Annotated in this window: 14 protein-coding genes; 11 read left to right on the top strand and 3 right to left on the bottom strand. The window is 71.5% G+C overall.

The window, feature by feature from the left end:
* Positions 1 to 55: 55 nt before the first annotated feature.
* Positions 56 to 823, bottom strand: a complete 768-nt coding sequence (locus ACP4E5_RS44610; protein WP_425840522.1) for an MgtC/SapB family protein — start codon at positions 821 to 823, stop codon at positions 56 to 58.
* Positions 824 to 878: 55 nt separating this feature from the next.
* On the opposite strand from ACP4E5_RS44610, the gene ACP4E5_RS44605 reads away from it, so the two are divergent.
* From ACP4E5_RS44605 to ACP4E5_RS44570, 8 genes are all read left to right on the top strand, one after another.
* Positions 879 to 1,145, top strand: a complete 267-nt coding sequence (locus ACP4E5_RS44605) for a hypothetical protein (protein WP_425840519.1) — start codon at positions 879 to 881, stop codon at positions 1,143 to 1,145.
* A 292-nt stretch (positions 1,146 to 1,437) separates the two neighbouring features.
* A complete protein-coding gene (locus ACP4E5_RS44600; protein WP_425840516.1) occupies positions 1,438 to 2,784 on the top strand; it encodes a cytochrome P450 family protein in 1,347 nt (448 codons plus the stop codon).
* Positions 2,785 to 3,062: 278 nt separating this feature from the next.
* Entirely contained in the window at positions 3,063 to 4,229 is a 1,167-nt protein-coding gene (locus ACP4E5_RS44595) for a substrate-binding domain-containing protein (RefSeq protein ID WP_425840513.1), read from the top strand.
* A gap of 103 nt (positions 4,230 to 4,332) precedes the next feature.
* On the top strand, positions 4,333 to 5,673 hold the full coding sequence (locus tag ACP4E5_RS44590; protein ID WP_425840510.1) for an ABC transporter substrate-binding protein: 1,341 nt from the start codon (positions 4,333 to 4,335) through the stop codon (positions 5,671 to 5,673).
* Positions 5,674 to 5,704: 31 nt separating this feature from the next.
* Complete coding sequence (locus tag ACP4E5_RS44585; RefSeq protein WP_425840507.1) at positions 5,705 to 6,688, top strand: carbohydrate ABC transporter permease; 984 nt, start codon at positions 5,705 to 5,707, stop codon at positions 6,686 to 6,688.
* Positions 6,685 to 7,563, top strand: a complete 879-nt coding sequence (locus ACP4E5_RS44580) for a carbohydrate ABC transporter permease (RefSeq protein WP_425840504.1) — start codon at positions 6,685 to 6,687, stop codon at positions 7,561 to 7,563. Before ACP4E5_RS44585 ends, ACP4E5_RS44580 begins: the two co-directional genes overlap by 4 nt.
* A gap of 23 nt (positions 7,564 to 7,586) precedes the next feature.
* Positions 7,587 to 8,567: a hydroxyacid dehydrogenase gene (locus ACP4E5_RS44575; protein WP_425842147.1), complete on the top strand. Its 981-nt coding sequence runs from the start codon at positions 7,587 to 7,589 to the stop codon at positions 8,565 to 8,567.
* A complete protein-coding gene (locus ACP4E5_RS44570) occupies positions 8,564 to 10,450 on the top strand; it encodes a DUF2264 domain-containing protein (protein WP_425840501.1) in 1,887 nt (628 codons plus the stop codon). The genes ACP4E5_RS44575 and ACP4E5_RS44570 overlap by 4 nt, the downstream gene beginning before the upstream one ends.
* Here ACP4E5_RS44570 and ACP4E5_RS44565 read toward each other — a convergent pair.
* Positions 10,438 to 11,049 (bottom strand): TetR/AcrR family transcriptional regulator, encoded by a 612-nt coding sequence (locus ACP4E5_RS44565; RefSeq protein ID WP_425840498.1) that lies wholly within the window; start codon positions 11,047 to 11,049, stop codon positions 10,438 to 10,440. The genes ACP4E5_RS44570 and ACP4E5_RS44565 overlap by 13 nt on opposite strands.
* A gap of 4 nt (positions 11,050 to 11,053) precedes the next feature.
* The gene (locus ACP4E5_RS44560) at positions 11,054 to 12,508 is read right to left on the bottom strand and encodes an MFS transporter (RefSeq protein WP_425840495.1); all 1,455 of its coding nucleotides are present in this window, start codon (positions 12,506 to 12,508) and stop codon (positions 11,054 to 11,056) included.
* A 114-nt stretch (positions 12,509 to 12,622) separates the two neighbouring features.
* Here ACP4E5_RS44560 and ACP4E5_RS44555 point away from each other — a divergent pair, with 114 nt between their 5' ends.
* The 3 genes from ACP4E5_RS44555 to ACP4E5_RS44545 all read left to right on the top strand — a co-directional run bounded on the left by ACP4E5_RS44555 (position 12,623) and on the right by ACP4E5_RS44545 (position 16,083).
* Complete coding sequence (locus ACP4E5_RS44555; RefSeq protein ID WP_425840492.1) at positions 12,623 to 13,573, top strand: Gfo/Idh/MocA family protein; 951 nt, start codon at positions 12,623 to 12,625, stop codon at positions 13,571 to 13,573.
* 64 nt (positions 13,574 to 13,637) lie between these two features.
* Positions 13,638 to 14,831: a DUF4032 domain-containing protein gene (locus tag ACP4E5_RS44550; protein ID WP_425840489.1), complete on the top strand. Its 1,194-nt coding sequence runs from the start codon at positions 13,638 to 13,640 to the stop codon at positions 14,829 to 14,831.
* A 430-nt stretch (positions 14,832 to 15,261) separates the two neighbouring features.
* Entirely contained in the window at positions 15,262 to 16,083 is an 822-nt protein-coding gene (locus ACP4E5_RS44545) for a helix-turn-helix transcriptional regulator (RefSeq protein WP_425840486.1), read from the top strand.
* Positions 16,084 to 16,114: the final 31 nt, after the last annotated feature.

The raw sequence follows: 16,114 nt of genomic DNA, 5'->3' as shown, positions 1-16,114 counted from the left end.
CGTGTATCCCGGCCTGCCCTGTGTCCCGGCCTGCCGTGTGTCCTGGCCCTCTGGGCTATTCGTCCGGCGCCGCCGCCAGTGACGCCACGTCCAGCACGCCGTCCAACTCCGCGAGCACAGCGACGAGTTCCGGCACGTCGGACGTCCCCTCGATCTCCATGCGTACGGCCATCGTCCCGCCCCGGCCGCGGCCTGGCTCCCAGTCTGCGCTGTCGTTGCGCAGCTCGACGACCCGGAACCCGCGGCTCGTGCACTCCTCCAGGACGCGGGTGAGGACGCTGGAGCCGACCCGGTAGGCGAGATGCAGGCCCGAACGCCGCTCCGAGGCCAGGGCCGGCACGCGCCGCGTCAGCCACGGGTAGCCGCGGACGACCAGGAAGTGACAGGCGGTCGCGGCGAACGCGAGCAGCGGCAGTCCACCGCCGCAGGCCATCCCTATGGCACACGTCAGCCAGACCGTCGCCGCGGTGGTCAGTCCCCGCACCGCGTCACGCCGCACGAAGATGAGTCCTCCGCCGATGAATCCGATGCCGGAGACGATCTGCGCGGCGACACGTGACGGGTCGAGCGCCACACCGCCCATGCCGAGCACGGAGTTGAACCCGTGCTGCGACACCTCCATGAACAGCGCGCTCCCCACGCCGACGAGGGTGTGCGTGCGCAGCCCCGCACTCTTCTGCTGGACGGCGCGCTCCGCCCCGATCAACGTGGAGAGCACCAGCGCGAGACCCAACTCGGCGAGCTGCCTCAGGCCTTGCCCGGCGGCCGGATCGAACAGGGAGAACGCGAGCGGGGACGACAAGAGCGGGTCCCTCCTCTCCATCGGGTTGATCTTCCCGAGGGTAGTCCCGCGTCGGCTCGGCGGGATTGTCAGACCCATGCGCAAGAGTGGAGTCATGAACGGGACCAGGAATCACGGACAGCTGACCATGCACCCCGAGTTGGCCGCGGCGCAGGCCTGCCTGCGCCTCATGCACACGGCACGCGCGGCCCTCTCCGGCTCGGAACCGCCTGGGACGGCGGCGGTGCTCACCGTGCCGATCGCCGAGGCCGACGAGGCACTGAGCAGGGCGGGCCTCGCGGGCAACGAGGCGTGGTTGCTCGAGCGGATCTACGGTCTGGGATTGAGCAGCGAGTCGCCCTAGGGTCCTTCTGACGGATCAGGCTGGACTCGGTGGGCCAGATCATTCGGCTCCCCGAGCGGGGTCTGGTGCGTGCAGCTGCAAGGCGGAGGAGGGCGTCAACGCGGAGCGTTGGCAACCGACGACAACGCCGCAGATGTGCGTGCCAGACCCCGCGACTCCAGCAAGATCCGTCAGAAGGGCCCTACGATCCGAGGTCACGGCCAGGGGAACCGCCGGTACAGCCAGCGCCGGACATGTGCTCCGTGGCCGCGCCGACCGAGCTGTCGATCTGCCGATCTGTCAGGAGCGCGCCTTGACCTCCCCCATGCCCGGCGAACCCGCCCGTCTCGTGCACCCCGTCGAGCCCGATGGGACGCCGGACGGGCGGGAGGCGCACCGCCCCCAGGAGGCCGGCCCGAGCACGCGGACACCGCACCGCATCGACCCGACGGGCGGCTGTCCGCACGCGCGGAACCTGATGCTGCGCGAGCACGGCGCGGTTGCGCCCGTGGTGCTGCCCGGCGAGGTGCCCGGGATGCTCGTCCTCGGGCACGACGCTCTGCGGGAGTTCCTGGCGCACCCCGACGTCGGCAAGGATCCCCGGCACTTCGCGGCGCTCGCCGAGGATCGGATACCCGAGGGCTGGCCGTTGCGTACGTTCGCGACGGTGCGGGGCATGACGACGGTCGACGGCGAGGACCACCGGCGGCTGCGGTCCCTCGTGAGCCGGGCGTTCACGGCGCGGCGGGTGGAACGGTTGCGCCCACGGATCGAGGAGCTGACCAGGCGGCTGCTCGACGACCTCGCGGGGGCCGCCTCGTCGGGCGACGGCACGGCCGATCTGCGCGCCCACTTCGCGATGCCGCTCCCGATGGGCGTCATCTGCGAACTGTTCGGCGTGGACGAGGAGTTCCGGGGCCGCCTGCACCATCTGTCCAGCCAGATCGTGTCGACGCACATCGAGCCGGAGGCCGCCCTCGCGGCCAACCAGGAGATGGTGGACATCCTCGGGCGGATCGCCGCGGCGCGGGCGAAGGCGCCGGGCGACGACCTCACCAGCGCGCTGCTCGCCGCCCGCGAGGCCGACGGCGACCGGCTCGCGCAGGAGGAGCTGATCGGCACGCTGATGCTGTTCGTCGTCGCGGGCCACGAGACGACCCTTAACCTGATCACGAACGCGGTGCGCGCGCTGTGCTCCCACCCCGAGCAGCTCGCCCTGGTGCGGGCCGGGGAAGCGACGTGGTCCGACGTCGTGGAGGAGACCCTGCGCTGGGACACCCCGGTGAGCTACTTCCCGTTCCGGTACCCGAAGCGGGACCTCGTCGTCGACGGAACGGTGATCCCGAAGGGCACTCCTGTGCTCGCGGGCTACTCGGGCGCGGGCCGCGACCCGTCGGCACACGGCCCGGACGCCGACCGCTTCGATGTGGGGAGGGCGGCGAAGAACCGGCATCTGTCGCTCGGGCACGGCGCCCACTACTGCGTGGGCGCCCCGCTGGCCCGCCTGGAGTCGACCATCGCCCTGGAGCGCCTGTTCACGCGGTTCCCCGACCTTGCTCTCGCCGCCCCGGAGGAGGAACTGCGCCAGCCGACGGGGTTCGTCGGCAACAGCGTGCTCGAACTCCCGGTCGCGCCCGACCCGTCCGCCGTGCGCCGCTGACCGTTGGTCGATCCGGCCGTCGTCCTCGGTGAGGAGTGCGGTCATACGCTCACGGTCTCCGCCGACATCGCGCGCACGCCCGCCGGGCTCCCCGCTGACGCCTCCACCCTCGGAGCCCACGACCAGCGCTTCGGCACCGTCCTCGATCACGTACCGCTGGAACCGAATCCGGTGGAGGCCTCACGCCGGACGCGTCCCGCTGGTTATGCTCGGCCGAAGCGTTCAGCGAAACGCTCAAACGAACAGCGGGACCAGCGGGTCACGAGGGGGCCATCAGCATGCGCGAACCGGTCGATCTCAGGCGGCAGCGGATCCTCGCCGCCGTGCAGGCGCGCGGCGCGACGCGGGTCAGCGATCTGGCCACGGAGCTCGCGGTGTCGGTGGTGACGCTCCGCCGCGACGTGGAGGAGCTCGCGCGCGCGGGCAAGTTGCGCCGCGGCCACGGCATCGCGCGACCGATCCTGCCGGAACAGGACGAGGGCCACGACCAGCGACAGGAGCAGAGCGACACCCGGGCGGCGAGGGCCGACCCCGGCGCGGACGGCGGCCCGGTCGCCGTCGTCGTCCCGGAGCGGCACGCGTACCTGTACGAGATGCTGCACGGGGCCCGTACCGCGTTCGAGGAGGCCGGGGTCCGGATCGCCCTGCACATCGCGCCTGCCGCCCCGGGCGCCGAACAGCCTCTTGTGGAGCGGGCGTTGGCGGACGGGGCCCGCGGGCTGCTCATCGCCCCGCGCTGGCGCAGCCTCGCCACCGAGGAGGCCGACTACGCCTGGCTCGCGCGCGTGGACGTGCCCACGGTCGTGATGGAGCGCAGGCCGCGCAGAGGCAGCGCGCTGCACGCCGTGGACACCGTGTGCACCGACCACTGGTACGGCGTGCACCTCGCCGTCGAGCACCTCACGGGCCTCGGCCACCGCCGTATCGTGCTCGCGGCGCGCGACGACAGCCCGACCGCGCGGGCGGTGCGTGCCGCATTCACCGAGATCGCCGCGGAGCATCCCCAGGTCGACAAGTGGGCGGTGGCTCTCAGCTCCCCGCGGGCCGTCCCCGAGCCGGAGGCGGAGGACGACGAGAAGCCGCTCGAACTCCCGCCTCTGCTGGACGAGTTGGGCGCCACGGGCGTCCTGCTGCACGGCGACGTCGACGCGCTGATGCTCGTCCAGTCGCTGCGGGACGCGGGGGTGCGCGTCCCGGAGGACTGCTCCGCGATCGCGTACGACGACGTGGTCGCCGGACTCGGCAGCACCCCGCTCACCGCCGTATCGCCACCCAAGGCGGAGGTCGGACGGGCGGCGGCCGAGCTGCTGTTGCAGCGTCTCGGCCGGGGCGCGGGGGCCGGGCCGGCGCACCGGGTCGAGCTGCTGCCGACGCTCAAGGTGCGTGGTTCCACCCGTTCCGCCCCGTATCGCGAACCGTCGTTCTCAACCCCCGCCGCACACTGAGCGTTTGATCGTTTCATTTTCTTCTGATCGATCTATTGACCGGATCTCGTGAACCGATCAGGATTCCCGTGACTCGAACACGCAGGAGCCGCGGGAGGCGCCCATGCCTGGTCGACAGAGCCGTCGATCGGTGCTCGCCGCGATTACCGCGCTGCCGCTGACGGGCGCCCTGAGCGCCTGCAGCGGGAACGACAGCGCGTCGTCGGCAAGCTCTAGCTCAAGCAGGACAGGCAAGACCACGATCACCTTCTGGTCCGCCCTTCGCGGCAGCCAGGAAGTGGTCGACGAGTTCAACAAGACGCACGACCACATCCAGGTCAATTTCGAACAGATACCGTCAGGCACCGCCGGCGGGTACGCCAAACTCAGCAACGCGGCTCGGGCGGGCAACGCCCCGGACGTCGCGACGCTCGAGTACCCGCAGCTGCCGGGTTTCGCGATCGACGGTGTGGCCCGTGACATCACGGGCCTGGTCAGCGACAAACTACGGGCGCGGCTGCTGCCCCAGGCGCTGAGCCTCACCACGTTCGAGAACCGCATCTACAGCGTGCCACTCGACGTCGAACCAATGGTGCTGCACTACCGCAAGGACCTGTTCGACAAGTTCAACCTGGACGTCCCGACCACCTGGGACGAGTATCTGGACCTGGCCCGCGCCGTGCGCCGCACCGGCGGCAATCGCAAGGTGACCTACTTCGCGGTGGACATGGGCGTGTTCTCTGGTCTGGCCTGGGCGGCCGGTGCCCGCTGGTTCGACACGTCCAAGGGGGCGTGGAACGTCTCGCTGGCCGACGCCCCCACACGGCGCGTCGCCACGTACTGGCAGCGGCTCATCGACGAAGACCTCGTCTACGTCAACTCGCCCGGCAGCCGCGCGATCGACGCCGAGAACTCGGGCGGCTTGATCCTGACCAGGCACAGCGGCGCGTGGGAGGCGGGCGCTCAAATGAACGCCCACCCCGAAGGCAAGGGGAAGTGGCGCATCGCCCCGCAGCCCCAGTGGGACCCCTCGAAGCCCGGGCTGGGCACCAACGGCGGTTCGACGTTCGCCATCACCAAGGACAGCCGGCACCCCGAGGCCGCCATGGAGTTCATCGAGTGGCAGGTCTCGCACCCCGACGCCCTCAAGGCGCGCCTGTCCAGCGGCGCGAGCAGCCAGTACCCGGCCGCCACTGATCTGATCAAGGTGGGACGCGCCGCCTTCGACCGCGCGTACTACGGAGGGCAGGACATCTACACCCTGTTCGAGCAGGAGGCGCACAAGATCCGTGACGGTTGGGTGTGGGGCCCCCGGATGACGGCGACCGCTCAGGTCATGCAGGACGCGTTCGCCCGCGCGGCGGCCGGCTCCGGGACGCTCGAGTCATCGATGCGCGCGGCGCAGGACGGCTCGATGCCGGACCTCAAGGCACTGGGCCTGAAGACCACCGAGCACTCCACGTGAACGCCCGTCCCCGAAAGGCAGGTGACTTCTCATGACCGCGACGGCCCATGCCCCCGTCACGACATCCACGCCGCCCCGTGACTCGGACGACCCGCAGCGCAAGGCCCAGCGTGCTGCCAAGCGCCGCCGAGGCGGTGCCGCGGGCGTTCTGATGGCCCCGTTCTTCGTCCTCCTCACGCTGGTGTTCCTGATTCCGGTCGGCACGGCCGTGTGGTTGAGCTTCTTCAGCGACGACCAGCCCGGCCTCGGCTTCGGCCCGGAGCGCACGGTCTTCGTGGGCCTGCGCTCTTACGCCTCCGTCATCACGGACCCGTCGTTCCTGTCCGGGCTCGGCACGGTCGCGCTGTACTGCGTGATCTACATCCCGCTGATGACCATCGGTTCGCTCGCGCTGGCTCTGCTCCTCGACTCGGGCGTCGTACGGCTGAGGTCCTGGGCCCAGTTGGGGCTGTTCCTGCCGCACGCGGTGCCCGGGATCATCGCCGCCCTGATCTGGCTCTACCTCTACACACCCGGCATCAGCCCCATCATCGAGGTGCTCGGCAAGGCAGACATCACGATCGACTTCCTCGGCCTGCACACGGCATTGCCCTCCATCGTGAACATCGCCCTGTGGAGCAACCTCGGCTACAACATGGTCATCTTCTACGCAGCTCTGCAGGCCGTCCCTCGTGAGGTCCTTGAGGCGTCGGTGGTCGACGGCGCGGGGCCGGTACGTACCGCGATCCAGGTCAAGGCACCCCTGGTGCGCTCCTCTGTCGTCATGGTCTCGATGTTCACGCTGATCTGGGCACTGCAACTGTTCACGGAGCCGATGCTGCTGCATCAGGGCTCGCAGATGATCGGCGCGCGCTTCTCTCCCAGCATGTACATCTACGACGCCGCCTTCAGCCGCAACAACTACTCCCTCGCGGCCGCCGCCTCCGTGATCCTGCTGATCATCACCATCGCCGTCTCCTACGGGGTCACCCGCTGGACCAACCGCGTCAACTCGGCCGAGGAGGACGCCCGATGAGCGCCACCGACTCCACGCTGCTGCGTCCCCGGACGTTGCGTCCCCGGATGCTGGGGCGCGCGACGGTCAACGTCGTCGTCGCGATCTCCGTGCTGTACACGCTGCTTCCCGTCCTGTGGCTGGTCCTCGCCTCGACCAAGTCCCGCGACGCCCTGTTCAGCAGCAGCATCCTGTCCTTCAGCGACTTCTCCCTCGTGCAGAACCTCAAGGATCTGTTCGCGATGGACGGCGGGCTCTACAGCCGCTGGTACGGCAACAGCCTGCTGTACGCGGTCGTGGGCGCGGCCATCGGCGCGCTGATCAGCGTCGCCTGCGGCTACGCCTTCGACAAGTACCACTTCCGGCACAAGGAGAAGCTTTTCGGCCTGGTGCTCGCGGCGGTCATGGTGCCCCAGACGGTGCTCGCGCTGCCGCTGTACCTGATCGCGTCGGCGACCGGCGTCGTGAACACCTTCTGGTCGGTGTTCATCCCCGTCCTGTTCAACCCGTTCGGCGTGTACCTGGGCCGCATCTTCGCGCAGGGCTACGTGCCGAACGAGGTCCTGGAGGCCGCGCGCGTCGACGGCGCGAGCGAACTCGCGACGTACTTCAAGGTCGCCCTGCGGATGCTCGGCCCCGGCCTGGTCACCGTGTTCCTCTTCCAGCTCACCACGATCTGGAACAACTTCTTCCTGCCGATGGTCATGCTGTCGAACCAGGATCTGTATCCCGTCAGCCTCGGCCTGTTCCAATGGAACAGCCAGGCGACCGTCTCGCCCGAGTACTACCCGGTGGTGATCATGGGCTCGCTCCTCGCGGTCCTTCCTCTCGTCCTCGCGTTCATCTTCCTCCAGCGCTTCTGGCGGTCCGGCCTGACGGCGGGGGCGGTCAAGTGAGCAAGCCCCGCGTGGCGTTGGCCATGTCCCCCCAGGCCGCGGCGGCCGTGTTCACGCCGCGGTCCATGGCCGCGCTCACCGAGGTCTGCGAGCTCGCGCCGCTGCCCGTGCTCGACGATCTGACGACGGTGCGGGCGAAGGAGGTGCTCGCCGACGTCGATGTGCTCGTCACCGGCTGGGGCTGCCCGCCGCTCGACGCCGATGTGCTGGCGGCGGCGCCCGCGCTGAAGGCCGTGGTGCATTCGGCCGGTTCGGTGCGCGGGCACGTCACCGACGCCTGCTGGGAGCGTGGCATCGCGGTGTCCTCGGCGGCAGCGGCCAACGCGCTGCCGGTCGCCGAGTACACGCTCGCGATGATCCTGCTGCACGGCAAGCACGTCCTGGAGCGGGCCCGCGACTTCCAGCGGACCCGTGCGCGCGGCGACTGGCTGCTCACGTCGCACGAGGTGGGCAACTACCGCCGCACCGTGGGCATCCTGTCCGCGTCGCTCATCGGCCGCCGGGTCATCGAACTGCTCCGCCCCTTCGACGTCGAGGTGCTGCTGCACGACCCGTACGTCTCCGAGGAGGACGCTTCGGAGCTCGGAGTGGAACGGGTGGGCCTGGCCGAACTCTTCACGCGCAGCGACCTGTTGAGCGTGCACACACCTCTGCTGCCCACCACGACCGGCCTGGTCAGCAGGGAGCTGCTGGGCTCGATGCGGGAGGGCGCCACGCTCATCAACACGGCGCGCGGCGCCGTCGTCGACCAGGACGCCCTGACCGACGTGGTCCGCGCCGGCCGCATCCGCGCGGTTCTCGACGTCACGGACCCGGAAGTGCTGCCCGCGGACCACCCGCTGTGGGACTGCCCGAACGCGCTGATCACCCCCCATCTGGCCGGTTCCCAGGGCAATGAGTGGCAGCGCCTCGCCGACACCGCGGTCGGCGAGCTGACGCGCTGGGCCGCGGGCGACGGCTTCGCCCACCCCGTACGACCCGAAAGGCTGGCGTTCCTCGCATGAGCACCGTCCCGTTCGAACTGCCCGAGGACAACCGGGGGTTGAGCCCCCGCACCGGCTTCACCCGCGCGCACTGGGAGGCCGTCGCCGACGGGCTGCTCGGGGCGGCCTGGCGGTGGGCGACGCCCGAGGGCGCGCTGCTCGATCTGCCGGGCCGGCCCTCCGGGTCCGGTGTCCGCTCGGACGGGCTCGAGGGCTATGCCCGTACGTTCTTGGCGGCCGGTTTCCGGGTCGCGGGCGCGGGCGGCAAGGACCCGCACGGCTGGCTCGACCGGTACGCGAGCGGTCTCGCCGCGGGCACCCGCACGCCGGGGCGCGACGACGCCGAGTCCTGGCCGCTGATCCTCGACCACCACATCCAGGGCCAGCCCATGGTGGAGTCCGCCTCGGTGGCGCTCGGCCTGTCGCTGACCCGGCCGTGGCTGTGGGACCGGCTCGACGGCGACGTGCAGGACCGGGCGGAGAAGTGGCTGCGAGGTGCGATCACGCACACGCCCGCGCCGAACAACTGGTACTTGTTCCCGTTCATGGTGGCCTCGTTCCTGGAGTCCGTGGGCCGGTCCGACGCGGCGACGACGCGGGCCATTCAGCGGGCCCTCGACCTGCTGGAGACCTGGTACGAGGGCGACGGCTGGTACCGGGACGGCGACGGGCGGGCCTTCGACCACTACAACGGGTGGGCGCTGCACCTGTATCCGATGCTGCACGCGCACCTGACGGGCGACTCCGCGCTGTCGGAGCGGGTGGGGCCGCGCCTGCGCGAGCACCTCGAAAGCTTCTCGCTGCTGTTCGGCGGCGACGGGGCTCCGATCCACTTCGGGCGTTCGCTGACCTACCGGTTCGCGGCGTCGGCGGCCGTCGGCATGGGCGCGGTCACCGGGCACACGCCGCTGTCCCCGGGGGCGTCGCGCCGTCTGATCAGCGGGAACCTGCGCTACTTCCTGGACCGTGGCGGCGTCACGGACGAGGGTCTGCTCAGCCTCGGCTGGCACGGCCCGCACGACGCGACGTTGCAGCACTACTCGGGCCCCGCGTCCCCGTACTGGGCGTCGAAGGGCTTCGTCTCGCTGCTGGCGGGCGAGGACCATCCGCTGTGGACGGCGACCGAGGAGCCGGCGCCGAGCGAGGGCCTCGACCGGGTGCTCGCGCTGCCCGCTCCGGGTCTGCTGGTGCAGTCCACGCGTGTGGACGGGATCGTGCGGCTGCACAACCACGGCAGCGACCACGTCCGCCCGTTCGAGGGCGAGAGCGCCGCCGACGAGGACGTGCTCTACAGCCGCCAGGCCTACTCCACGCACACCGGTCCCACGCCCCGGGCCAACCCGGCGGACAACCACCTCTCCGTCGAGTGCGGCGGCGTCGCCAGTGTGCGGCGCCGCATCCACCCGCTGGGCGCGGGCCAGGGCGACGGCTGGGGCTGGGCCGCGTCCTGGCACCGGCCGGTGTTCACGTCGGGTCCGCCGATGGTGCCCGGACTGCGCGTCGAGAGCCTGACCGTGGCGCGCGCCGCGTACGAACTGCGGGTGCACCGCGTGGTCGGCGCCCCGCACGGCGCGCGGGTGACGCTCACCGGCTGGGCGACGGACGCCTTGCACTCGGAGCTGGTCGGGCTGCGCGGCTGGGACCGGCGTTCCGAGAAGGACGCGGTGCGCGCGCCGCAGGGCACGGCGTACGAGCCGTGGGTGCGGGTGCCGCGCCTCGTGGCGGACGTGGACGGGACCGCGGTGTTCGTGGCGCTGGCCTCACTCGCCGCGGAGCGGCCGGAAGCACCCCTCGCGGACGCCGTGTCCGATGTCGCCTTCCTGGACGGGGAGTTGACGGTCCGCTGGAGCGACGGCGCCCGCACCGTCGTCGACTTCGAGCCGCTGCGCGTTCAGCACGGCTGAGCCGTGTCGGTCCGCGCCGCCGCGAGCTGCGCCTCCACCGCGGGGGCGTAGCGGTCGACGACCGTCTCGATGTCCGCGGCCCGTACGTGCGGGCCGCGGGCGATCCCGTACATCACGCCGAGTCCAAGCAGCAGGGACACGGCGAGTTCGGCGCGCAGGGCGGCGTCGTCGCCGGGCAGGCGCTCCGCGAGCCGTTCGCAGACCTGTGCGCGGAAGTTGGCGCGCAGGATGTCGCCCTGCTCGCCGTGGAGCGGGGCGAAGACGATGCGCAGGATCGGGTCGCTGCCCCGCTCGGCCTGTCCGGTCAGGACGTGCCGGACCATGTGGCGGCCCAGGTCCGGCAGCGGCGCGTCGAGGAAGGACTCCACGTCGTCCTCGAAGTCCATGACGCGGGAGAACAGGCCGTCCTTGCTGCCGAAGTACTTGAGGACGAGGGGCGGGCTGACCCCGGCCCGGTCGGCGACGGCCTTGAGGGTGATGTCGCCGTGCGCGTGCCGGGCGAGCAGGTGCCGGGCCGCCTTGACGATGTCGGCCCTGGTCGTCCCGGCGTCGCGCCGGCCGTTGCCGGGCCGCCGCTCGTCGGCGTGGGCCGCGCCCATCGCCTCACGCTCCCTTCGCGGTGGGCACCGGGGCCGGTGCGCCCGTGACGGCACGGCCCGTCGCGCCGTCGGAGGGGACGGCCAGCGCGACCACGGCGGCCATCAGGGCGACCGTGCCCGCCATGGCGAAGGCCAGCTGATAGCCGTGCAGGGACGCGACCTGGGCGCGGCCGACCCAGGTGGTGTGGTGGACGAGCACGGCGGCGACGGCGGCGCTGGAGACGGCCTGGCCGATGGTGCGCATGAGGACGTTGACGCCGTTCGCGGAGGCCGTCGCGTCGGCGGGGACGGCGCGCAGGATCAGGGTGGGCAGCGCCGAGTACGCGAGGGTGGTGCCGGTCGAGACGACGGCGGCGCCGACGAGGATCACCCACAGGTCGGTGCTGTCGACGATGCGGACCGCGTAGCCGACGGCGAGGATCACGCCGCCGATGGCGAGGGTGATCCGGGGCCCGCGGGCGGCGGAGATGCGGGCCGACACCGGAGAGAACAGCAGCATGATGACGCCGCTGGGCAGCATGCACAGCCCGGTGGCGACGATGGACAGGCCGAGCCCGTAGCCGGTCGCGACGGGGGCCTGTACGAGCTGTGCGGTGACGAGCGAGTTGGCGTAGAAGGCGAAGCCGGTGAGCAGCGCCGCGAGGTGGGGCAGCCCGACGCGGCGGCCGAGGGCCAGGCGCAGGTCCACCAGGGGCCGTGCGGCGCGCAGTTGGTGCCACGCCCACAGGCCGAGGACCACGACGGCGCCCGCGAACAGGCCGAGCACGGCGGGGCTCCCCCAGCCCCACTGGCCGCCCTGGGAGACGCCGAGCAGCAGGCAGACGAGGCCCGCGGCGAGTCCCAGCGTGCCGAGCGCGTCGAAGCGGCCCGGGGAGCGGACCGGGGACTCGCGCACCGCCCACCAGGCGAGGGCGAGGCCGAGCGCGCCGAGTGCGCTGGTCGCCCAGAACATGACGTGCCAGTTGGCGTACTGGACGATGAGCGCGGCCAGCGGCAGGCCGAGACCCGCGCCGATGCCGACCGTCGAGCTCATCAGGGCGACGGCGGATCCGGTGCGGTGCGGCGGGAGTTCGTCGCGCAGGATGCTGATGGAGAGCGGCACGACGGCGGCCGCGGCGCCCTGCAACGCGCGGGCGGCGATGAGCAGGTGGATGTCGGAGGTCAGGGCGCACAGCACCGATCCCGCGGTCATCAGGGCGAGCGCGCACAGGAGCACGCGCCGCTTGCCGTACATGTCGCCGGCCCGGCCGAGGACCGGGGTGAGGACGGCCCCGGCGAGCAGGGTCGCGGTGACCATCCAGGACACGGCGGCGGGTGAGGCGCCGGTCAGCCGCGGCAGGTCCGGCAGGAGCGGGACCACGACGGTCTGCATGACCGCCATGAGAATGCCGCCGAAGGCGAGTACGGGCACGGCGAGACGTTCGCGCGGGCGCGTCGCCGATATCGGGGCAGAATTCATGTGTCTCCGGTTCACCAGTTCGGTGAATCAGTATTCACCGAACCGCACGTCCTGTCTCCACTCTCGGCCAGGCCCTCTGTGCGTGGGACACCCGGCGGGCCGATACTGCGGCTCATGACCTCTTCGACCACCCCGTTCACCGATCCCGGTCCTGTGCGCTTCGGTCTCGTCGGCACCGGCTCCTGGGCCGGGCGGACGCACGCCCCCACGCTCGCGGCCCACAAGGCCGTCGACCTCGTCGGGGTGTGGGGTCGCCGGCCACAGGCGGCGGCCGAACTCGCGGCCGGGCACGGCACGACGGCGTACGACGACGTGGACGCACTGTTCGCGGCGAGCGACGTCGTGGCGTTCGCGGTGCCCCCGGACGTCCAGGCCCCGCTCGCCGCGCGGGCGGCCGCGGCGGGCTGTCATCTGCTGCTCGACAAGCCGCTGGCGACCCGCCCCGAGGCGGCCCGCGCCGTCGTGGAGGCGGCCGACACCGCGGGGGTCGTGTCGACCGTCTTCTGCACGCTGCGGCACGCGCCGCTCACCGCGGCCTGGGTCGCCGAACAGGCCGGGACGGACGGCTGGTTCACGGGCCGCGCCGACTGGTACGGCGCGCTCTACACGCCCGGCGACGACGCGCACGTGCGGGCCACGACTCCGTGGCGGGCGGAGAAGGGCGCCCTGTGGGACGTGGGCCCGCACGCCCTCTCCGTGCTGCTGCCGATCCTGGGCGAGGTCCAGACGGTGGCGGCGCACGGCGGCCCCGGCGACACGGCGCATCTCGTGCTCCAGCACGCGGGCGGCGCCTCCAGCACGGCGACGCTCAGCCTGACCACTCCCCCGGCGGCGAGCGGCATCGCCGTCGAACTGCGCGGCACACAGGGCATGTCGGCGATGCCGACGGGCACCGGCCCTGCCCAGGAGTCGCTGGCCGCCGCGGTCGACGCCCTGCTGGAGGCGGTGCGCGGCGGCACGCCGCACCCCTGCGACGCCCGGTTCGGGCTGCGGCTCACGGAGACCCTCGCGGCGGCCGAACGCTCCCTGACGTCGGGACGGGCCGAACCGGTCCCCGAACAGTAGGCCGCCAGGGCCCGCTCCGGTCCGGGCCCCATCACCCTGTCCGGGCCCCTTTACGCTGGTGGTCATGCCGCTCGAGATCAGCGCCACCAACCCCGAGCACCCGGTGCTCCTGCTCGCCCTGCCCTGGCACATCCCGCTGGAGGAGTGGCCCGAGGACTACCTGGTGCCGCTTCCGCGCGGCATCTCGCGGCACGTGGTGCGCTACGCGCGCGCCGGCGACGAGGTCGTCGCCGTGAAGGAGCTGGCCCAACGCCCGGCGCTGCGCGAGTACGAACTGCTGCGCACGCTCGACCGGTTGGGGATTCCGGCCGTGGACCCGCTCGCGGTCGTCACTGGCCGCGAGGACGCCGCGGGCAACCCCCTCGAACCGGTGCTCATCACGCGACACCTGGGCGGTTCGCAGCCGTACCGCTCGATGTTCGAGACGACGATGCGCCCGACGACGGTGCACCGGCTGATGGACGCGCTCGCCGTGCTGCTCGTCCGCCTGCACCTGTCCGGCTTCGCCTGGGGCGACTGCTCGCTGTCCAACACCCTCTTCCGCCGCGACGCGGGCGCGTACGCCGCCTACCTGGTGGACGCCGAGACCGGCGAGCTGCACCCCCAACTGAGCGACGGGCAGCGGGAGTACGACATCGATCTGGCGCGGGTGAACATCGCGGGCGAGATGCTCGACCTGGAGGCGTCGGGGGCGCTGCACCCGTCGATCGACCCGATCGAGTTCGGCACGGAGATCGTGCAGCGGTACACGGACCTGTGGACCGAGCTGACCCGTACGTCGGTGTATCCGGCCGGCAAGCACCACTACATGGAGCGCCGCATCCGCCGCCTCAACGACCTGGGCTTCGACGTGGCCGAGATGCAGATCTCCCACTCGCCGCACGGCGACACCGTCACGTTCGTCCCGAAGGTCGTCGACGCGGGCCACCATCAGCGTCAACTCCTGCGCCTGACCGGCATGGACGCCGAGGAGAACCAGGCGCGGCGGCTGCTCGGCGACCTGGAGAGCTGGATGGCGACCCAGGAGGACGCGCCCGACGCCCGCCCTGAGGTCCTCGCCCACCGCTGGGTGCGTGACGTGTTCCGCCCCACGGTCCGCGCCGTCCGCGACCGCGTCTCCACGCCGATGGACTCGGCCGAGCTGTACCACCAAGTCCTGGAGCACCGCTGGTACTTGTCCGAACGCGCCCAGCACGACATCGGCCTCGACGCGGCGGCCGACGACTACGTACGTCACGTGCACAAGGACGGCCGGTGACACGCTGCGGGACCGGGCGCGGCCGGTGCCGTGGCCGCTACGTGATGGCGAGTGACGGCACCGACCGCAGCCAGTGACCTCCACCGGCCGCCCGGACGAGCGTGGGCGTTCGCGTCTCGCAACGCATTTTCCGGCCACATGGAACGCAATTGGTGGCCCGGCCCCACTCGCACCTGCGTGAACGGTCGCAGAGGCTTGTGGGTTACCCGCAGCGGGAAATTTCAGCCATTTTCGAGCGGCCCGGCACATGTGCCGCAACTCCGCGCCCACATGCGCGCGAATGAGGGAACCAGCAGGTGGGCAACCCAACTCTCCCCATCATGACGCACCGTCTGATCGTTTTCTTCGGGCAATGTTTATTACCAAAGACCTTGGGACTATTTAGACTGCTCACGCTCAACTAGGCGTGAACAACGAGGGATTACCCACCATGAACAAGACGGCGCTCCGCGCCCTGCTCCGTGAACGGCGCGCCCTCATAGCCCCCGAATCCCATGGCTTCAGCAGACCGACGGGACAAGGGCGCCGCGCCCCCGGACTCTCCCAGCACCAGGTCGACCAACTGCTGCACCGCACGCTCGGTACGTATCACCGCCTGGAGTCGGGTACGTACCCGAACGCGCCGACGGAACTGCTGCGCGATGTGGCGCGGCTGTTCGGGCTCAACGAGCAGGAGTGGGTGCTGCTGTGCCGCTACGCGCTGCTTCAGGACCCGCCGGGACCGCTGTACCCGACGTCGGGCAAGGAGATTCCCGGCGTGTGGCAGGAGGCGGTCGACGGCATCGACCACATCGCGTACGTATCGGACTCGTCCTGGGATCTGCTGGCGTGCAACCGGGCGTTCACGGAACTGTTCCCCGACCACCGGCCCCCGGCGAACACCATGCGCTGGATGCTGCTCGATCCGCACGCCCGCCGGATGCTCGTGGACTGGGAGAACGCGTGGGCGCCGCTGCTGCTCCCCCAGCTGCGCGCCGCTCTCGCCTCCTGCCCCGACGACGACACGCTCGCGCAGATCGAGAAGGAGGTGCTGGCCGACCCCGAAGCGGCCCCGATCTACGAGTCGGGCGGATCCGCCATGCACCCCGACGGCGACGAACGGCCGCTCCTGCACGCCCGCCTGGGCCCCGGCTGGGCGACGATGTGCGCCGCGCAGCCGCTCACCACACCGGGCGCCCGCCTCATGATCCTGGTCTTCCATCCGGGCGCACACCGCGCGCACCCCAGGAAGCCCGCCCTGCGCGCAGGCTGAATTCTGCCCCTCGCGTCACAGGTCCCCGTGG

Source organism: Streptomyces fractus (assembly GCF_049844455.1).
GTDB lineage: Bacteria > Actinomycetota > Actinomycetes > Streptomycetales > Streptomycetaceae > Streptomyces > Streptomyces fractus.
This window is presented reverse-complemented; position numbering and strand designations above follow the sequence as displayed.